The sequence below is a fragment of the Microbulbifer sp. S227A genome (assembly GCF_049800935.1).
In genome coordinates this window covers 212,942-231,768 of record NZ_JBNAFZ010000004.1, presented here as the reverse complement: position 1 = coordinate 231,768, position 18,827 = coordinate 212,942, and the positions used below count along the sequence as shown (strand labels likewise).

16 protein-coding genes and 1 tRNA gene are annotated in these 18,827 nt (G+C 62.5%); 6 read left to right on the top strand and 11 right to left on the bottom strand.

Annotated features, from left to right (window positions below; translation table 11 throughout):
* Window positions 1-2 precede the first annotated feature (2 nt).
* The 4 genes from ACP15R_RS11620 to cysS all read right to left on the bottom strand — a co-directional run bounded on the left by ACP15R_RS11620 (window position 3) and on the right by cysS (window position 4,621).
* A complete protein-coding gene (locus ACP15R_RS11620) occupies window positions 3-788 on the bottom strand; it encodes a squalene/phytoene synthase family protein (protein ID WP_424986571.1) in 786 nt (261 codons plus the stop codon).
* On the bottom strand, window positions 785-1,498 hold the full coding sequence (locus ACP15R_RS11615; protein WP_424986570.1) for a class I SAM-dependent methyltransferase: 714 nt from the start codon (window positions 1,496-1,498) through the stop codon (window positions 785-787). Before ACP15R_RS11615 ends, ACP15R_RS11620 begins: the two co-directional genes overlap by 4 nt.
* Window positions 1,495-3,117, bottom strand: coding sequence for a citramalate synthase (gene cimA / locus ACP15R_RS11610; protein WP_424986569.1), 1,623 nt, complete (start codon window positions 3,115-3,117; stop codon window positions 1,495-1,497). Before cimA ends, ACP15R_RS11615 begins: the two co-directional genes overlap by 4 nt.
* Window positions 3,118-3,238: 121 nt before the next feature.
* Entirely contained in the window at window positions 3,239-4,621 is a 1,383-nt protein-coding gene (gene cysS, locus ACP15R_RS11605; RefSeq protein ID WP_424986568.1) for a cysteine--tRNA ligase, read from the bottom strand.
* 256 nt (window positions 4,622-4,877) lie between these two features.
* On the opposite strand from cysS, the gene ACP15R_RS11600 reads away from it, so the two are divergent.
* Together ACP15R_RS11600 and ACP15R_RS11595 are read left to right on the top strand one after the other, a co-directional pair.
* Complete coding sequence (locus tag ACP15R_RS11600; protein WP_424986567.1) at window positions 4,878-6,059, top strand: pyridoxal phosphate-dependent aminotransferase; 1,182 nt, start codon at window positions 4,878-4,880, stop codon at window positions 6,057-6,059.
* 248 nt (window positions 6,060-6,307) lie between these two features.
* The gene (locus ACP15R_RS11595; protein ID WP_424986566.1) at window positions 6,308-7,858 is read left to right on the top strand and encodes a trimethylamine methyltransferase family protein; all 1,551 of its coding nucleotides are present in this window, start codon (window positions 6,308-6,310) and stop codon (window positions 7,856-7,858) included.
* Window positions 7,859-7,963: 105 nt separating this feature from the next.
* Here the strand turns inward: ACP15R_RS11595 and ACP15R_RS11590 are convergent, their stop codons facing one another.
* The 3 genes from ACP15R_RS11590 to ACP15R_RS11580 all read right to left on the bottom strand — a co-directional run bounded on the left by ACP15R_RS11590 (window position 7,964) and on the right by ACP15R_RS11580 (window position 13,644).
* A complete protein-coding gene (locus ACP15R_RS11590) occupies window positions 7,964-8,200 on the bottom strand; it encodes a hypothetical protein (protein ID WP_424986565.1) in 237 nt (78 codons plus the stop codon).
* 335 nt (window positions 8,201-8,535) lie between these two features.
* Window positions 8,536-9,480, bottom strand: coding sequence for a calcium-binding protein (locus tag ACP15R_RS11585; protein WP_424986564.1), 945 nt, complete (start codon window positions 9,478-9,480; stop codon window positions 8,536-8,538).
* Window positions 9,481-9,969: 489 nt separating this feature from the next.
* Window positions 9,970-13,644: a vitamin B12-dependent ribonucleotide reductase gene (locus ACP15R_RS11580; protein ID WP_424986563.1), complete on the bottom strand. Its 3,675-nt coding sequence runs from the start codon at window positions 13,642-13,644 to the stop codon at window positions 9,970-9,972.
* A gap of 558 nt (window positions 13,645-14,202) precedes the next feature.
* Between ACP15R_RS11580 and ACP15R_RS11575 the strand changes: the two genes are divergently transcribed.
* The gene (locus tag ACP15R_RS11575; protein ID WP_424986562.1) at window positions 14,203-14,649 is read left to right on the top strand and encodes a hypothetical protein; all 447 of its coding nucleotides are present in this window, start codon (window positions 14,203-14,205) and stop codon (window positions 14,647-14,649) included.
* Between the two features lie 105 nt (window positions 14,650-14,754).
* Here ACP15R_RS11575 and ACP15R_RS11570 read toward each other — a convergent pair.
* The 4 genes from ACP15R_RS11570 to pdxH form a co-directional block, all read right to left on the bottom strand.
* Window positions 14,755-14,831, bottom strand: a tRNA-Pro gene (locus tag ACP15R_RS11570).
* A 145-nt stretch (window positions 14,832-14,976) separates the two neighbouring features.
* Window positions 14,977-15,441, bottom strand: a complete 465-nt coding sequence (locus tag ACP15R_RS11565) for a DUF192 domain-containing protein (protein WP_424986561.1) — start codon at window positions 15,439-15,441, stop codon at window positions 14,977-14,979.
* 1 nt (window position 15,442) lies between these two features.
* Window positions 15,443-15,979, bottom strand: coding sequence for a cold-shock protein (locus tag ACP15R_RS11560; RefSeq protein WP_424986560.1), 537 nt, complete (start codon window positions 15,977-15,979; stop codon window positions 15,443-15,445).
* A gap of 123 nt (window positions 15,980-16,102) precedes the next feature.
* On the bottom strand, window positions 16,103-16,708 hold the full coding sequence (pdxH, locus tag ACP15R_RS11555) for a pyridoxamine 5'-phosphate oxidase (protein ID WP_424986559.1): 606 nt from the start codon (window positions 16,706-16,708) through the stop codon (window positions 16,103-16,105).
* Window positions 16,709-16,825: 117 nt separating this feature from the next.
* Between pdxH and fabI the strand changes: the two genes are divergently transcribed.
* From fabI to gpt, 3 genes are all read left to right on the top strand, one after another.
* On the top strand, window positions 16,826-17,632 hold the full coding sequence (fabI, locus tag ACP15R_RS11550) for an enoyl-ACP reductase FabI (protein WP_424986558.1): 807 nt from the start codon (window positions 16,826-16,828) through the stop codon (window positions 17,630-17,632).
* 6 nt (window positions 17,633-17,638) lie between these two features.
* A complete protein-coding gene (locus tag ACP15R_RS11545) occupies window positions 17,639-18,247 on the top strand; it encodes a LysE family translocator (RefSeq protein ID WP_424986557.1) in 609 nt (202 codons plus the stop codon).
* 64 nt (window positions 18,248-18,311) lie between these two features.
* Window positions 18,312-18,818, top strand: a complete 507-nt coding sequence (gene gpt / locus ACP15R_RS11540) for a xanthine phosphoribosyltransferase (RefSeq protein ID WP_424986556.1) — start codon at window positions 18,312-18,314, stop codon at window positions 18,816-18,818.
* Window positions 18,819-18,827: the final 9 nt, after the last annotated feature.

Here is an 18,827-nt window from a genome sequence, read left to right as displayed (position 1 = left end):
GCCTACCAGCGCCCGGTCGCGGCCTGCATCATCAGACGCAACCGTCTGTGCGCCTCGCTGCTGCCCAGCCTGCCCTGCGCCACCCGCTCGGGTGTGGCACGCGCCTGTTTCAGGATGGGTTCCGCCTGCCAACCGGCCAGCAATGCCGCCCGTGCGGCGGGCGCGATACCCGCCCTGCGCCCCCGTGCCCGCGCCAGCCGTGCCAACCCCTGCTCGGCAAGGCCGCGCACCCCATCGCTCGTCCCGTCCAGCAGTGGCACGCGTCGCTGCGCCTCAAGCTCCGGGATCGCCCGAAACCAGTTCGCAAGCCCCACGGCAAAGGCATAATCGCGGACCACGGCCTCATCCGCCCGCCCAAGGCTGCGCGCCGCCAACCACATGAGCGTTCCGGAACTCTGGTCGATATAGCGGGCGAAATGCGCGCTGTCCTCGAACGGGTCGCGGTAGATGTCCCAGCGGCGCACCGCGATCATCTCGTCCGCCTGCGCCGCGAGGTCCCGCGACAGGCAGCCGGCCAGCGGCGTCACGATCTCGTGCCGCCGCACCGGACCGCCTGCCGCGATTTCTGCAAGCGCGTCACGCCACCATTGCAGGCGCATTTCGGCAATCATGCTTTCCTGTGTCACCCAGGGCGCGCGGGCAATTTCGACATTCATCGCATACAGCGGGAACAGCACCCGCCGCGCCGCGACCGGTGCCGCCATCGCTGCCATGAACCGATCCGGATCACCGCGCTGCACCAGCGCGGCACAGGCATTGAGATCGTCCGGAAAACCGCCCCCGGTCACCGGGGCCGCACCAGCATCAGCGCATAGGCAATCCGCTCCGGTGCCGCGCGCCACAGGGCGATTTCCCGTTCCCCCGCCACAACCGCCGCGCGCAACTCGGGGTCATCCCCGGTGCGCAGCCGCGCCAGATGCGCCGCCAACGGGGTATAATACCGCTCCCACGGGGCAGCGACGATCACCCGATGGCCCAACACTTCGAATTCCGCGGCGTCGATGCGCGCGACAATCCCGTCAAGATCGGTGATCGCGGGGTATTCCTCCCAAAAGGCGGCAACCGTGTCATCCGCAGGCCCGAGCAGCACCGGCTCGGAAAATGCCACGGCCCCGCGCCCGGTCAGCGCATGGCGCCAACGGCGCAACCCTTCGGTCACCCCCAGGAAATAGAGCGCCCCGGCGCACCAGATCAGGTCATACGCCCCTGCGAGGTCCGCCATGTCGCCCCGTTGCACGGTGACATTGTGCAAGGCGGCACACCGGGCGCGCGCCTCGTTCACAAGATGCGGCAATTGCTCGATGGCGGTGATCTGCGCCCGTGGCAGCAGCCCGGCAAGAGTGGCACTGTCGGCCCCCGAGCCGCAACCCGCGTCGCAGATCGCCGCCGCGCCCGCGAGGCTCAGCCGCTCAACCGCCCAGGCCACGTCGGCCGGTTCGCCCGGCCCCTCGCGTTCCAGACCCGTATAGATCCGCGCCAGCAGTTCGGCCTCGGTCATGTGGCGGTCCCGCAATCCCGGACAAGCTTCCAGCGGATGGCATCCAGCAGCGCCTCGAAACTCGCATCCACGATGTTGGGGCTGACCCCCACGGTGGACCAGCGCCGCCCCTTGCCGTCCTCGCTGTCGATGATCACGCGGGTCACGGCCTCGGTACCGCCCTGGGTGATCCGCACCTTGAAATCCACCAGCCGCATGTCTTCCAGCACCCAGGAATATTGCCCCAGATCCTTGGCCAGCGCCTTGCTCAGCGCGTTGACCGGGCCGCGATCGCTGCCATCCGCATCCAGAGATTCGCTCACCGAGAGCAGCTTTTGCCCATCGACCTTGACCACCACGACCGCCTCGGACAGGCTGACCATCTGGTCATACTTGTTCTTGCGCCGCTCGACCGTGACCTTGTAACGCTTGACCTCAAAGAACTCGGGCAGCTGTCCAAGCGCGTCGCGCGCAAGCAATTCGAAGCTCGCCTGCGCCGTGTCATAGGAATAGCCCTGATCCTCGCGCTGCTTGATCCGCTCAAGGATCAGCCCTAGCGCCGGGTCGTCCCGGGTCACGCTCAGCCCCGCCTCGGACAACCGCTTGCGCAGGTTCGATTGCCCCGCCTGGTTCGACATCGGCACGATGCGCTGGTTGCCCACCAGGTCCGGTTCGATATGTTCATAGGTCCCGGGATCCTTGAGGATCGCGCTGGCATGCAGCCCCGCCTTGTGGGCAAAGGCGCTGGCCCCGACATAGGGCGATTGCCGCATCGGCACCCGGTTCAGGATGTCGTCGAGCATCCGGCTCGTCCGGGTCAACTCTCTGAGCGCCGCATGGCTGACGCCGGTGTCGAACCGGCTGGCATAGGGCTCCTTGAGCAACAGCGTCGGGATCAGCGAGGTCAGGTTGGCATTGCCGCAGCGTTCGCCCAACCCGTTCAGCGTGCCCTGAACCTGTCGTGCCCCGGCCTCGATCGCGGCCAGCGAACAGGCAACCGCGTTCTCGGTGTCGTTATGGGTGTGAATGCCCAGCCGGTCGCCGGGAATGCCGGCGGCGATCACCCCGGCCACGATGCGCGCGACTTCGGATGGCAATGCGCCGCCATTGGTGTCACACAGGACCACCCACCGCGCCCCCGCCTCGAGCGCCGCGCGGCAACAGGCCAGCGCGTAATCGGGATTGTCCTTGTAGCCGTCAAAAAAATGCTCGGCATCATACAGCGCCTCGCGCCCCTGCCCGACGATATGGGCAATCGACGCGCCGATATTGTCTAGATTCTCCTCGAGCGTGATCCCGAGCGCGGCGGTCACGTGATAATCATGCGATTTACCCACGAGGCAGACCGTATCGGTGCCGGCATTCATCACGGCGGCAAGCACGTCGTCATTCTCTGCCGAACGGCCCGCGCGCTTGGTCATGCCAAAGGCGGTCAGGCGCGCACGGGTCTGCGGCGCTTCGTCGAAAAACGCGCTGTCGGTGGGATTGGCTCCGGGCCAGCCGCCCTCGATGTAATCCACGCCCAGATCATCCAGCGCGCGGGCAATCTGCATCTTCTCGGCGGTCGAGAATTGCACCCCCTGCGTCTGCTGCCCATCGCGCAGGGTGGTGTCGTAGAGATAGAGGCGTTCGCGGGTCATAGGACTCCCCCTCGACAATCAACCGGGACGGGCCAACGGCTCGGCCAGCGCCCGACCCTCCCCCCGGGAGGGCGCTTTGCCCCCCCCCAGGGTCGGGCGCTGGCCTGTGTCACGCACATCATTACAGCGCCTCCAGTTTGGAAGGATCGAAGTCAGGCGAAACAGAAAACTCGGAGACGCCTTTGCTACTGCGTACTTGAACACCTGCCGCTGCAAGCCCTCCTCGCAGTTCATCTGCCGCGGCATAGTTCTTTTCATCACGAAATCTGTCCAAGTCAGAAACCAGTTTTCGAATACGCCGCGATGTCTCTTCGGATGGAAGCAGATCAAAGAACCACTTTCCGGAGAACCCCAGGAACCGCAATGAAGCGAACAATTCGTCATAGGCGCTTTGCTTTGCTAGATCGCGGAGGATTTTCAACACCTCGGGTGTATTCAAATCGTCAACCAGAGCTGTCAGAATGCCTTCTGCGGGTTCACTGTTATTGCCCTGCATAAAACCGGGGTAACGATACCAGCGCGCGAGTTCCTCTATGGCGCTTTTTGCTGTCGATTCTGTCCAATCCATCGGCTTGCGGTAATGCGTCGACAGGAACACAAAACGGATGACTTCCCCAGGTACCTTCCACCCCCCGCTCCAGTTTCCCTCCAGCAAATCCCGCACCGTAAAGAAATTGCCCAGCGACTTGGACATTTTCTTGCCCTCGACCTGCAACATCTCGTTATGCATCCACACCTTGGCAAAATCGCCTTCGGGATGGGCGCAGCAGCTTTGGGCGATCTCGTTTTCGTGGTGCGGGAACATCAGGTCGTTGCCGCCGCCGTGGATGTCGAAACTCTCGCCCAGCAGCTCATAGGCCATGGCCGAGCATTCGATATGCCAGCCCGGACGCCCCCGGCCCCAGGGAGAGTCCCAGCCCGGCAGGTCGTCGCTTGACGGTTTCCACAGCACGAAATCCATCGGGTTCTTCTTGTAGGGCGCGACCTCGACCCGGGCGCCGGCGATCATGTCATCGACCGACCGGCCCGACAGCCTGCCATAGCCCTCGCGCCAGCTGTCCACCGCAAAAAGCACATGGCCCTCGGCCGCATAGGCGTGGCCCCGTTCGATCAGATCGCCGATCATCGTGATCATCTGCGGGATATACTGGGTGGCGCGCGGCATGTGGTTCGGCTCCAGCGCCCCAAGTGCCGCCATGTCATCCAGGAACCACTGCGTGGTCTCGGCGGTGATCTCGCCAATCGAGCGCCCGCTCTCGGCGGCCCGTGCGTTGATCTTGTCATCCACGTCGGTGAAATTGCGCACATAGGTCACATGGTCGGCCCCGTAGGTATGACGCAACAGCCGGTAGAGCACGTCAAACACCACCACCGGGCGCGCGTTGCCCAGATGCGCGCGGTCATAAACCGTCGGCCCGCAGACATACATCCGCACATTGTCGGGATCGATGGGGGCAAACACCTCTTTCTTGCGGGACTTGGTGTTGTGCAGCTTGATCGTCATGGCAATATCCTCACGCAGGCAGCGCGGGCATAGCAACTTGGTCAATGGAAGAAAATGACAGAAACCGGCCCGCTGGTAAGATCAGCAGGGAATGCAACAAGTAATGGTGCAGATGCGGTTCATGTCCGATCGCATAGCACAGGTTCCCGCGCCGGGCCAAGATGATTCATCGGGCCGGTCCGCTGGGCGGTCATCGCATTGACAAAGCCCTGCGACTCTGACCCTCTCGCGCGCGAAATCAGTGACGGAGAACCCCATGCACCTGTCCCAGCGTATCACCAACATCACCGGCGGCGGATCGGATGGATGGGATCTGTTCAATCGCGCGCGCGCCATGATCGCGCAGGGCACCGAGGTCACGGAGCTGACCATCGGCGAGCATGACATCCCGACCCATCCCAGCATCCTGACCGCCATGCACGAGGCCGCGCTTGGCGGCCACACGGGCTATGCCGCGGTTCCGGGCACCGACCAGCTGCGCGAAACCGTTGCCGCGCGGCTTGAGGCGCAGACTGGCGTGCCCACCACCGCCGCCAACGTGATGATCACGCCGGGGGGCCAATCGGCGCTGTTTGCCAGCCATATGGCGGTGTGCGACGACGGCGATGTCGCACTGTATATCGACCCGTATTACGCCACCTATCCGGGCACGATTCGCGGCGTCGGCGCAGTGCCGCGCCCGGTTGCGGCCCATGCCGAAAACGCCTTTCAGCCGCGCGCCGAGGATATCGAGGCCGCCGCCGTCGGGGCTGCATCGCTGCTGATCAATTCGCCGAACAACCCGACCGGCGTGGTTTACCGCGAGGACACCCTGACGCGGATTGGCGAAGTCTGCCAGCGTCACGACATGTGGCTGATCTCGGACGAGGTCTATGACACCCAGGTCTGGGAAGGGCAGCACCTGTCGCCCCGCGCCCTGCCCGGCATGGCCGAACGCACGCTTGTCGTGGGGTCGATGTCGAAATCCTTTGCCATGACCGGCTCGCGCTGTGGCTGGATAGCCGGACCGGAATCGGCAATCGATCACCTGATCACGCTGGCCACCCACACCACCTATGGCGTGCCGGGCTATATCCAGGATGCATCGGTCTTTGCGTTGACGCAAGGATCTGATCTGGAACAGGAAATCGCCGCTCCGTTCCGCCGGCGGCGGGTCATCGCGCAGGACATCCTGGCACGGCAGAACACCGTGGGGCTGATCCCGTCGCAGGGTGCCATGTACCTGATGCTCGACATTCGCGCGTCCGGCATGACCGGCGAGGCGTTTGCCGGGGCACTGCTGGATGCCCATCACATCGCGGTCATGCCGGGCGAAAGCTTTGGATCGGCGGCGGCGGGCCATGTGCGCGTCGCCATGACCATCGAAGACCGGGCCTTTGCCAGGGCCCTGGCCACCCTCTGCACATTCGCCGAAAGCCGCGCCCACGAGACCGCCTAGGCACGAGTGCCGGGCAATTGCCGGGATCGCACACCACCCACGGCAAATGCGTCACCTGCGTCGCAAACAGGACAGATCCGTCGCAAAACCGCGTCACACTCGGGCGTATAGAGGAGACGCGATGCAGGCTGAAGAGAGCAAGATCAGGCTGATTTCCCGCACCATCGGTGCGGATCGCGGACGTGCCGCGCGTGGAAGGCCGGACGCGGCCTGAGCGCCTTTCCTTTCTCTCAACACGAGTGTCCCACATGAATGATCAGTCGACCTCCTCCGCCCCCGGTCGCAGCGGCGGCCGCGCCGCGCGTCGCGCCGCGCGTACCGCGCCCCTGGCCGAACACCTGCGCCCCATTCGCCCCGGCCTGCCCGGCGGCACCTACAAGCCGCTCAGCCAGCAGGACATGGAGCGCATCCACGCCACGGCACTTGACGCCCTTGAACAGGTCGGCCTGGCGGATGCCCCCGAAAGCGGCGTTCACTACCTGACCGGCGCCGGCGCGGTGCTGGGCGATGACGGCCGTATTCGATTTCCCCGCGCCCTGGTCGAAGACACCATCGCCACGGCCAACCGGTCGGTTACCCTGATGGGGCGCGACCCCGCCCATGACCTGACACTGACAGGCAGCCGGGTGCATTTCGGCACCGCCGGTGCGGCGGTTCACATGGTCGATGTGGATGGCCGCAGCTATCGCGACAGCACGGTACAGGATCTGCATGACGCCGCCCGCATTGCCCAGCAACTGGGCAACATCCATTTCGTCCAGCGCCCGATGGTGTGCCGTGATATCACCGACAACCAGGAAATGGACCTGAACTCGATCTATGCCTGTTGCGCGGGCACAACCAAGCATGTCGGCATGTCGTTCAGCGATCCGGCCTATGTGGCGCAGGGGCTGGAATTGCTGCACATGATCGCCGGCGGCGAAGACAAATGGCGCGAACGCCCCTTTGTCAGCAACACCAATTGCTTTGTCGTGCCGCCGATGAAATTCGCCACCGAAAGCTGTGAAACCATGGAGCGCTGCATCGAAGGCGGCATGCCGGTGTTGCTGCTGTCTGCCGGGATGGCCGGTGCCACCGCGCCATCGACCATCGCCGGGGCCATCGTACAGGCGGTGGCCGAATGCCTGGCCGGGCTGGTCTATGTCAACGCGGTCCGCCCCGGACATCCCGCGATCTTTGGCACCTGGCCCTTCGGGCTTGACCTGCGCAGCGGGGCGATGACCGGCGGTTCGGGCGAACAGGCACTGCTGACCGCGGGCTGCGCCCAGATGCACCAGTTCTACGGCGTTCCCGGCGGCGCGGCGGCGGGCATCACCGATTCCAAACTGCCAGACATGCAGGCGGGATGGGAACAGATGTGTTCCAACGTGATGGCCGGGCTGTCAGGGCTGAACATGGTGTACGAGGCCGCCGGCATGCACGCCTCGTTGCTCGGGTTCTGCCATGAATCGCTGATCATGGGCGACGACATCATCGGCCAGGCGCTGCGCTGTGTGCGCGGCATCGAGGTCAGCGACGACACCCTCGCGCTCGAACAGATCCGTTCGGTCTGCATAGGCGGGCCGGGGCACTACCTGGGAACCGATGAAACCCTCGGGCGGATGCAGACCGACCATGTCTATCCCGCCATGGGCGACCGCTCTTCGCCAAAGGAATGGGACGAGCTGGGCAAGCCCGACCTCGTACAGCGCGCCACCGCACGCAAGAACGAGATCCTTGCGCAACCGGCCGCCGCGCGGTTCGACCCGCTGACCGATGCAGAGATCCGGGCGCGGTTCAACATCCACCTGCCCGCGTAAGCCTCGCAAAGTTGAAAGCGCCCGGCAACGTGCCGGGCGCTCTTGTCATTCCATGCAGGGCACGGGCCATGCAGGACACGGGTGATCCGTGTCGCGCCAATCGTGTCAGCCCTGTGACTTGGGCATCAGCCCGGCATCCTGCGCGGCCACCGATTCGGCGTCATCCAGCGTGCCGTCCGCGTTCAGGTCCATTGCCGAAAAGCTCTCGACGCTGATTTCCGGATAGACCGCCTGAACCTCGTCCAGTGTCAGCACGCCATCGCCATTCGCGTCGATTTCGGTTGCGGCAAATGCCATTGCCGGCAGGCCAATCGCGAGGGCTGCAAGTGCTTTGAGTTTCATGGTCTGATACTCCTCATGTGTCGTTAGAGTTTGCTGTTATGTCCGTGAGTGGTGGACAGCCCCACCTGGCACCGGCGGCGGCACCCTGTCATCCGGCAACGGGCATACCGCCTAGTCCACGCCAAAGATTGCCGGAATTGCCGCGCCCGATGGGCGAGGTTTTGCGCCCCGCGCGGTGGCGAGGGTTGCTCGGCGATTCCCGACCTATCCGTCAGCCGGAATCCGGCAAGTCATTGCTGGTAAAAGACCAATCCCGTTCTCGGCGGTTTCCGGCCACGCCCCCGGACGAGTCGTGCCGCCGGGACAAACCGGGACACGGGTCGAAAGAATCGGGATCAGAACAGGAAATCGGCGGCGTCGAGATCGGCCAGGCTGACATTCTCAAGCGTGATGATGGTCTTGTCCGTGTCGTCGATCACCACATTGGCGCCAACCTGGCTTATGTGATTGTTCATCAGGTCGTTGAAGGTCTTGATCCGGGTGACGGCGCTCAGGTCGATCTGTTCGTTGTCATTTGTCGCGTCAAAGTCACGAACGGAATCGTTGCCGTATTTGTTGGCGAATACAAAGACATCATCCCCGGCACCGCCATGCAGCACGTCATCGCCCTTGCCGCTGTCCAGCTGGTCATTGCCATTCTGACCAAACAGCCGGTCGCGTCCGATCCCCCCGATCAGGATGTCATCGCCGTCGCCACCCTTGAGATTGTCCTTGCCCTCGCCACCGCTCAGCCTGTCATTGCCCTGGTTCCCGGAAAGCTTGTCATTGCCATCCCCGGTGAACAGGTCGTCATTGCCCCTGCCCCCGTTGAAAACATCGTCGCCGACCGTATTGAACGGGGCCCCGTCACCGATGGTCGACCCTTCGGGAAACACGTCATCGAGATCTCCAAGCGTGATGTCCCAGGCCCGGCTCATGATAAAGGTCTCGATAGCAAACGGATCGCTGCCCGACAGATCCGCGAGACGAATCGGGGCAAAGGCCGCCATGTCGATATCGACGCCTTCGATCGTCATCGATTCGACCACCGTGATAACAAGTACGGTTTCGATCACCCCGGTCGCCACATAGGTCAGCCCCCCCGGTGTCACGGCGGTGGTAAAGCCGGTTCCAACCGCCGAATAGGTCGCGGCTTCGTCCTCATAGGTGCCGCTGCCGGTGAATTGTGTCGAGCTGAACCGGGTGCCCAGAACGGTTTCCGTGGAAATAAAGTCAATGATTTCAGGTATGTCTGAAATCGAAAAATGAGTGTTCTCAGGCAGGACGATGGTAAATGGCATGTGCGTTTTCCTCGCGACAGGTTCATTTGACTGGATGCGGAAAAGATAGCACTCGTGCGTAACGGTTATTGCCGGAAGCAAACCATTTCCGGGATTTAACGAATGTTAATATCTCCTTTTGATTGAGTCACGCCGCTTGTGCCGCATTCTTTGGCGAATTGAAAAACAGTCTGTTTGCAAAATGGAAAAAACGGGGGCCGTATGACCCCCGTTTGAGTTTCGCCGTTCAGGCTCATCTAGTTTACCGCCCGGTGTTTTTTGCCTGCGGCCTGAACGTCGTCCGGAGCGAGCGCACCCGCCCCTTGTCTCGGGTGAAACCACCTGGTTTCACCGAGCAGGACAGAGCGGAAACCATGGGTTTCTGCGGAGTCCTGCCCCGGTAGAGTGAAGCGGGCCATCCGATCGCCCGGCTTCGTTGTTTCGTCGGGGTCCGGCCACCGGTCGGCAGCCCCGCGACCCCTACGCGCCCCTCGCGGAGCGCGATCCCGGTCAGCTACACCCGCTCGTCGCGCCACAGGTGTTGCATTTCATGCAGGTACCGTTGCGCACCAGCGTGTAGTTGCCGCATTCGCCGCAGGCCTCGCCTTCATAGCCCTGCATCTTGGCCTTGGTGCGCGCGTCCAGCGATAAGGTGCCGCTGGCCATGGCGGTTGTCGTGGTCGCGGCGTTCACCGCCGTTGCCGTCTCGGGCACCAGGGTTTGCAGCGCTGCCTGGGCATCGGCTCCGCTCAGCGCGGTGGCCCCCATATTGGCGCCGCCCTGCAACACCACGAGTTCCTGCGGCAGGCGCTTGCGCAGATAGCCGGTCGAGCTGATCTGCTTGAGCACTTCCAGCGATTTGCTCGCGGCGCTCTCGCTGATTTCACTGACGTTGGATACACCTTCCTCTTCGCCGCGACCCAGGTCATCAAAGGTTGCCCCCTCGGGTTTCACATGCGCCAGATCGGTCCGGTCGAGGTAAGACACGGCGAGTTCCCGGAACACGTAGTCGAGGATCGAGGTTGCGTTCTTGATGCTGTCATTGCCCTGCACCATGCCGGCGGGTTCGAACTTGGTGAAGGTAAAGGCATCGACGAATTCCTCGAGCGGCACCCCGTATTGCAGGCCCACCGAAACCGCGATGGCGAAATTGTTCATCATCGCCCGGAACCCGGCCCCCTCTTTATGCATATCGATAAAGATTTCGCCCAGGTTGCCGTCTTCGTATTCGCCGGTCCGCAAATAGACCTTGTGGCCACCGACAATTGCCTTTTGCGTATAGCCCTTGCGCCGTTGCGGCATCTTTTCGCGATGCGATTTGATGATTTCCTTGACCACCACCTTTTCGATGATCTTTTCGGCAATGACCGCGGCCTTTTCATGCGGCGTACCGCTTTCGAGCGTTTCCGCCGCGTCGTCATCGTCTTCGATCAGCGCCGAGGCCAGCGGCTGCGACAGCTTGGAGCCGTCACGATAGAGCGCGTTGGCCTTGATGCCCAGCGACCAGCTGAGTTCATAGGCTTTCTGGCAATCCTCGATACTGGCATCGTTGGGCATGTTGATCGTCTTGCTGATCGCGCCCGAGATAAAGCTCTGGGCCGCCGCCATCATGGTGATGTGGCTGTTGACCGAGAGATAGCGCTTGCCTTTCTTGCCACAGGGGTTGGCGCAGTCGAAGATGCCGTAATGCTCCTCGCGCAGGAAGGGCGCGCCTTCCAGTGTCATGGTGCCGCAGACGTGGTCATTCGCCAGCTCGATATCCTTGCGGCTGAAGCCCAGGTGGCGCAGCAGGTCAAAGCCCGGATCGTTGAGCTTGTCCGCCGGAATTCCCAGCACGTTCTGACAGAACTCTTCGCCCAGCGTCCACTGGTTGAACACAAAGCGGATGTCGAACGCGCTTTCGAGCGCCGCGTCCACCTTGGCCAGTTCGTTCGCGCCGAACCCGTGCCCCGCCAGCGTGGTGTGGTTGATCGCCGGCGCGTTGCCGATGCTGCCATGGCCAACCGCGTAAGACACGATTTCCTCGATCTGTGCCGAGCCATAGCCCAGCTTTTCCAGCGCCGCGGGTACCGATTGGTTGATGATCTTGAAGTAGCCGCCCCCGGCCAGCTTCTTGAACTTGACCAGTGCGAAATCCGGCTCGATGCCCGTGGTGTCGCAATCCATGACCAGCCCGATCGTGCCGGTCGGTGCGATCACTGTGGCCTGCGCGTTGCGATAGCCATGCTTCTGCCCAAGGCTCAGCGCCTCGTCCCATGCGGATTTGGCCAGATCGACCAGCCGCGTATCCGGGCAATTGCCATGATCGAGCGGCACTGGCCGGACCGACAGGTTCTCGTATCCCTCGGTGGCGCCATAGGCGGCATTGCGGTGGTTGCGGATCACCCGGAGCATATGGTCGCTGTTGCGCGCATATCCCGCGAACGGTCCCAGTTCCCCGGCCATCTCGGCGCTGGTGGCATAGGCGACACCGGTCATGATCGCGGTCAGGGCACCGCAAAGCGCGCGGCCCTCGTCGCTGTCATAGCTATAGCCCATGTTCATCAACAGCCCGCCGATATTGGCATATCCCAGCCCCAGCGTGCGGAAATCATAGGACAGCTGCGCGATCTCGCGGGACGGGAACTGCGCCATCATTACGCTGATTTCCAGCGTCACGGTCCAGAGCCGCGAGGCGTGCATGTAGTCCTCGGCCTGGAATTCGCCATCCTTGAGGAAGGTCAGCAGGTTCATCGACGCCAGGTTACAGGCGGTGTCGTCCAGGAACATGTATTCGGAACAGGGGTTCGACCCGCGGATCTCGCCATCTTCCGGACAGGTGTGCCATTCGTTCACCGTATCGTGGTACTGGATCCCCGGATCGGCACAGGCCCAGGCGGCATGCCCGACCTGCTCCCACAGATCACGGGCCCGTACGGTGCGCGCCACGCTGCCATCCACCCGGTTGATCAATTGCCAATCCGCATCCTTTTCGATCGCGGTCAGAAAGGCATTGGTCACGCGGATCGAATTGTTCGAATTCTGCCCCGACACGCTGTTATAGGCTTCGGAGTCCCAATCGGTGTCATAGGTCGGGAACTCGATGCTGGTATGCCCCTGCCGTGCGTAATCCAGCACCCGCTTGATATAGGTCTCGGGGATCATGTTGCGCTTGGCGTCGCGCACCGCATCCTTGAGCGCCGCGTTCTTCGCGGTGTCATAGGCATCGTTCTCGGCCCCGTCCCACGCGCGGATCGCATCAAACAGGCGGTTCAGCTTTTTCTCGTGCATTTTCGAGCCGGCAACGATGCTGGCCACCTTCTGCTCCTCGAGCACCTTCCAGTTGATGAAATCCTCGATATCCGGGTGGTCCGCATCGACGATGACCATCTTGGCCGCGCGCCGGGTTGTGCCGCCCGACTTGATCGCGCCCGCCGCCCGGTCGCCGATCTTGAGAAAGCCCATCAGACCGCTGGACTTGCCACCGCCCGACAGCTTTTCGCCCTCGCCCCGCAGGTGGCTGAAATTGGTGCCCGTGCCCGAGCCGTATTTGAACAGCCGCGCCTCGCGCACCCAAAGGTCCATGATGCCGCCGTCATTGACGAGATCATCCTGCACGCCCTGGATGAAACAGGCATGTGGCTGCGGATGCTCATAGCTGGATTTCGACTTGGTCAGCTTGCCGGTCTTGTGATCGACATAATGGTGCCCCTGCGCCGGGCCGTCGATGCCATAGGCCCAATGCAGGCCGGTGTTGAACCATTGCGGACTGTTCGGGGCTGCCTTCTGCGTGGCGAGCATGAACCGCATCTCATCGTAATAGGCGCGCGCATCTTCCTCGGTGCTGAAATAGCCCCCCTTCCAGCCCCAATAGGCCCAGGCCCCCGCCAGGCGGTTGAACACCTGCTTGGACGAGGTTTCGCCGCCCATTTCCACGTCATCGCCATCCGGCACCGACCGCCACAGGAACTCGGGCACGTCCTTTTCGCGTACCTTCTTCAACCGGCTCGGCACCCCCGCCTTGCGGAAATATTTCTGCGCGATCACGTCGCTGGCGACCTGGCTCCAGGTCGACGGCACCTCGACATTCTCCAACCGGAACACGGTGGTCCCGTCCGGATTGCGAATCTCCGACGTTGCCGAGATGAAATCAAGCGCGGCATAGGCGTCCTGGCCGGCGGTGGTGAATTTGCGTTCAATCTTCATATGCGCTGCCTCTGTCTTCCAGCTGTCTTCAAAGCCCGATTTCAGGCCCGCGCCGGACGGACCGACGCTCTCTCATGTGCCCGGTTGCACGGGGCAAAACGATCCCGGTCTCTTGCTGACCAAGAGAGATGTCGGCGTGCGCGCCGAGATGTTCCAGTGATGCCTTACCGTCCCAACCTTGTCAGAGCCTTCTGGTTTTCCCTACCAGATTTAGTGGCTCAGCGGCCGGCCCATACAACTTGGCGTATCCACCCATGGATGGTCAACGCAAATTTTCCAGAATTTTCGACTCTTTTCTGTTGACCCCGCCACCCCGCATTTCGCCCACGCCAGGCTGACCGATTCATCCACAAAAGGTTAATTTCACAAGGCATTCCGGGGCTTGCCACAGCCATCGCGGGATTCCGCCTGTTTCAATGGGCTTTGACATGTCATGTTAAGAATTCGGATTGCCTTTTGCTGCGACGCGGCACTAGGAAATCCACGACTTATACACCGAAGACCGGCCCGGACCCCGGAGTCGCATTCCGGTCACAGTTTCATTCGGAGATCCGCCCGATGCACCCGTTCCTCCCCGTTTTCGGACTGCTCGCGTCCGTGGTGCTTGCGGGCTGCGCACCACAAGATGTGGTGGAAACCAACGCCAAGGCCCGCTTCGCCGCCTATCCCGACTCGCTGGTTGCCGCGCTGGAATCGGCCTGCAAGGGGCCCGCCCAGACCTTCGCGCGCCCTGTGCCGGATTCGATCGAATGCCGAGAGTACCTGCCCCCCGAGCCCACCGCCGCGATCATCCTGACCTATGATGGTATCGCCGGCGACCTGCCTCAACTGGTGATCCGGTTTCAAACCCGAGAGGACGCCCAGGGATACCTGGTGGAAAACGACGTCTACCTGAACGTGCCGCAAAAATCCGGCCCCCCGCTCAAGGTCAAGCAACAGGATCCCCGGCTCAACCGCGTCGTCAACGCGCTCTACCGCCGCTCCGGCGGAACACCAGAGCCCTGACGCCCCATTTCATCTTTGTAAAAATACTCCGGGGAGTCTGAGGGGCAGCGCCCCTCAGCACTCGAATGACATGCCAGGCCCACAGGCCTGGTCCGCATTCGAAAATGGTCGGGGCGGCGAGATTCGAACTCACGACCCCCTGTACCCAAAACAGGTGCGCTACCAGACTGCGCCACGCCCCGGACCGTGCGCCTCTCTAGCCAAGCAAATCCGATTTGAAAAGCCCTAATGCGTTTCCCGGCCAGGCGGCTTCACCCATTCGCCGATAAATCCGCGTGTCCGACGCACCAGCCAAGTCGTTCGCTGCGAGACATCCCCGAAACAGCACTAGCAGGGCCAGATCGCCGGACCATCGGCAAATGCCGGGTGCTGCATCTGCGAGCCGGGCTTGATACCATAGCTTCTGGCCAGACCGCCATTGATTTCTAGCACCGCAAGAATACCCGCTCCGCCCTCGATCGATGTCAGATCACCGGGAATCGCGCGGTGATGCACGTGTTTCACGGTGCCGGTCTGATCGACAAAGATCATGTCCAGCGGGATCAGCGTATTCTTCATCCAGAAACTCGCGGGGCGCGGTGCCTCATAGACAAACAGCATGCCCGCCCCGCGTGGCAGCGACTCGCGAAACATCAGGCCCTGAGCACGGGTTCTGGGCGTGTCGACCACTTCCACCGCGAATGCCGCCTCGCCCCAGGGGCCACGCATCCGCACGTGATCCTCACGGCAGGAATCGGCGGCCACGACCGTCCCCCAGGCCAGCGCCCCAAATACCGCAACTGCGCGCATCATGTCAGTTGTCGGAAGCGGATACGGCCATTTCCCAGGCCATCACCTCGGCGGCCATGCGCCCGCGCTTGCCCTCGATCACCCGCATCGCCAGGGCCTCTCCGGGTTGCAGGTCGGCCAGGCCCGACTGGCGCAGGACCTCGATATGCAGAAAGACATCTTCCGGACGGCCGAACACATTGGCAAAACCGAACCCCTTGGACTTGTCAAACCACTTGACCCGCGCCGGTTCCAGCGGCGCATTGTGGATGACATCGGAATCCAGCGTCGCGAAATCGGTCAGCACCGGCACCTCGTCGCGCACCGGCGGTGTGATGCTGACGATCTCGACCGCCTGAACACCGCGATCGGTTCGATGAGTCACGACTTCAATGCCCGCCCCGTCGGCGACCGAACTCTGTCCGAAATTGCGCAGAACGTTCACGTGCAGCAATATATCGGGCCCGCCCTCGTCACTTACGACGAAGCCAAACCCCTTGACGGGATCGAACCACTTCACCTGACCGCGCACGTGGTACATGCTATTCAGATCGTCCGCCACAAATTAACCACCACGATGATTGTTGCCCCATTGTTACACGAAGTAGTGGACAAGTTTAAGCACCAATTTCAAGAAGAAATTAAGAAGTCTTAACAGACAGTTGCATTTCGCGTGACGTGAATGTCACGGACTGAGTCGCTGAATCCGCCATTCCGGGCCCTCATCCTGGCGTTGCCAGAGGAAGCGGTCATGCAATCGAAATGCCCCATCCGCCCAGAATTCGATATGGCTCGGAACCAGGCGATAGCCGCCCCAGAACGGCGGCCGTGCCGGGTTTGTTCCCTGCTGTGCCGTGACCTTGGCAACCTCGGCCATCAAGGCCGCCCGGCTGCCGAGCGGCTGCGATTGCCGCGAGGCCCAGGCACCAAGACGGCTCTTGAGCGAGCGCGAGGCGAAATAGGCATCCGCCTGTGCGCCGTCTTCCCGGCTGATCGTGCCGCGTACCCGCACCTGACGGCGCAGGGACTTCCAGTGCATCACGAAGGCCGCCTTTCCAGCCCCGTCAAGCTCGCGCGCCTTCTGGCTTTCATAGTTGGTATAAAACACGAAGGCCGCCGGTTCGATATCCTTGAGCAGCACCATCCGCGCATTGGGCAACCCGTCCGCGTCCACCGTGCTCAGTGCAATAGCATTCGGATCGTTGGGCTCGACCGCCTCGGCTTCGGCCAGCCAGCGCCGCACGATTGCAAACGGGTCGTCACCCGCGAATATCCCGTCCCGTTCCGCCATCGTATCCTCTCTGCATCGATCGCCCATGTGCCGCATATGACGGCTCTCCGGCCCTTGAAGCAGTCAGATCAATGGCCTAAAGGTCAAGCCCACAAAACGCTTTGGTCGGAGAAAAAAATGTCAAATCAGCTAATGGCCGGCAAACGGGGTCTTATCATGGGCCTCGCGAACGACAAGTCGATCGCCTGGGGCATTGCCAGGGCGCTGTCCGATGCCGGGGCGGAACTGGCGTTTTCCTACCAGGGCGATGCGCTCAAGAAACGTGTTGATCCACTCGCCGCGCAACTGGGCAGCGAAATCGTGCTGCCCTGCGATGTCAGCGACGAAGCCTCGATCGATGGGCTGTTTGACGAATTGCAGCAACGGTGGGGCAAGCTCGACTTCGTGGTTCACGCCATCGGCTTTTCCGACAAGAACGAATTGCGTGGCCGCTATGTCGACACCAGCCGCGCGAATTTCCAGATGTCGATGGATATCTCGGTCTATTCCTTCACCGCCGTGGTGCGCCGCGCCGAAAAGATGATGACCGAGGGCGGCTCCTGCCTGACCCTGACCTATTACGGCGCGGAACGTGTCATGCCCCATTACAACGTGATGGGCGTTGCCAAGGCGGCGCTCGAAGCATCCGTGCGCTATCTGGCCGAGGATCTGGGCAAGGACGGGATTCGGGTCAATGCCATTTCGGCCGGGCCGATCAAGACCCTGGCCGCCAGCGGCATCGGCGATTTCCGCTATATCATGAAGTGGAACGAATATAACTCTCCCCTGCGCCGCAACGTGACCATCGACGATGTGGGCGGATCGGCGCTCTACCTGTTGTCCGGTCTCGGCGCGGGCACGACCGGCGAAGTCCTGCATGTGGATGCGGGTTATCACGTGGTTGGCATGAAGGCCGTCGATGCGCCGGACATGGCCAAGGGCTAGGTCGCGATGGAGCTTGCACATGTCATCGCGTTCAACCTGACGCTGCTGGCGGCCATTGCAAGCCCCGGTCCCTCCCTGCTCTTCCTGACGCGCAGTTCGATGGCGCATGGCAGGCGCGCCGGTGTCGCCGCCGCCTGCGGGCTCGCGGTCATGGCCGCGCTCTGGACATTGATGGCGCTGCTGGGTCTTGAGGGGCTGTTTACCCTGTTCCCCTGGGCCTATGGCGCGTTCAAGCTGCTGGGCGCGGGCTATCTGCTTTATATCGCGTGGACCACGTGGCGCAGCGCCCGCGAGCCATTGGACGAGGTGGCCGCGCCTTCGGGACGGCGCATGTTCCTGCAAGGGGCGCTGATCAATCTGGGCAATCCCAAATCGGTGATGTTCGCCGCCGCCGTGTTGCTGGTGATCTTTCCATCCGATCTGAACGTTGCCGAAAAGACCTTTATTTTCTTCAACCACCTGGTCGTCGAACTGACCGTACAGCCCTTGCTGGCGGTGCTGCTGTCGACCGCGGTGATACGGCGTCGCTATCTGGGCCTGAAACCGGTTCTGGACAGGATCGCCGCCGCCGTTCTCGGTGCGCTTGGCCTGCGGCTGCTGTTGTCGCGCGGATAGGGCGCGATCGGGCTTTCGCCGACCCCGCGCTTGCGCTAAGGCGGCACAGACGAGGAGAGATCACATGACCGACAACCGCCTGCCCCATGAGAAAGGCTTTCACATCAGCTGGGACCAGATTCACCGCGACAGCCGCGCGCTGGCCTGGCGACTGGACGGTCACGGCCCCGATGAAGGCGGCTGGCGGGCGGTTGTGGCGATCACCCGTGGCGGCATGGCCCCTGCAATGATCGTGGCGCGCGAGCTCGATATCCGCACCGTCGACACCATCAGCATCAAGTCCTACGACCACCAGAAACAATCCGAGGCCAAGGTGCTCAAGGCCCCCGATACCGGGATGATGGGTGACGGCACCGGCATCCTGATCGTCGATGACCTGGTTGACAGCGGCAAGACGCTTGAAGTGGTGCGCAAGATGTTCCCCAAGGCCCATTTCGCCACCGTCTATGCCAAGCCCAAGGGGCGCCCGCAGGTGGACACCTTCATCACCGAAGTCAGCCAGGACACCTGGATTTTCTTTCCGTGGGACATGGCCCTGCAATATGTCGAGCCCTACCGGGGCAAGGACTAAGTGCACGAT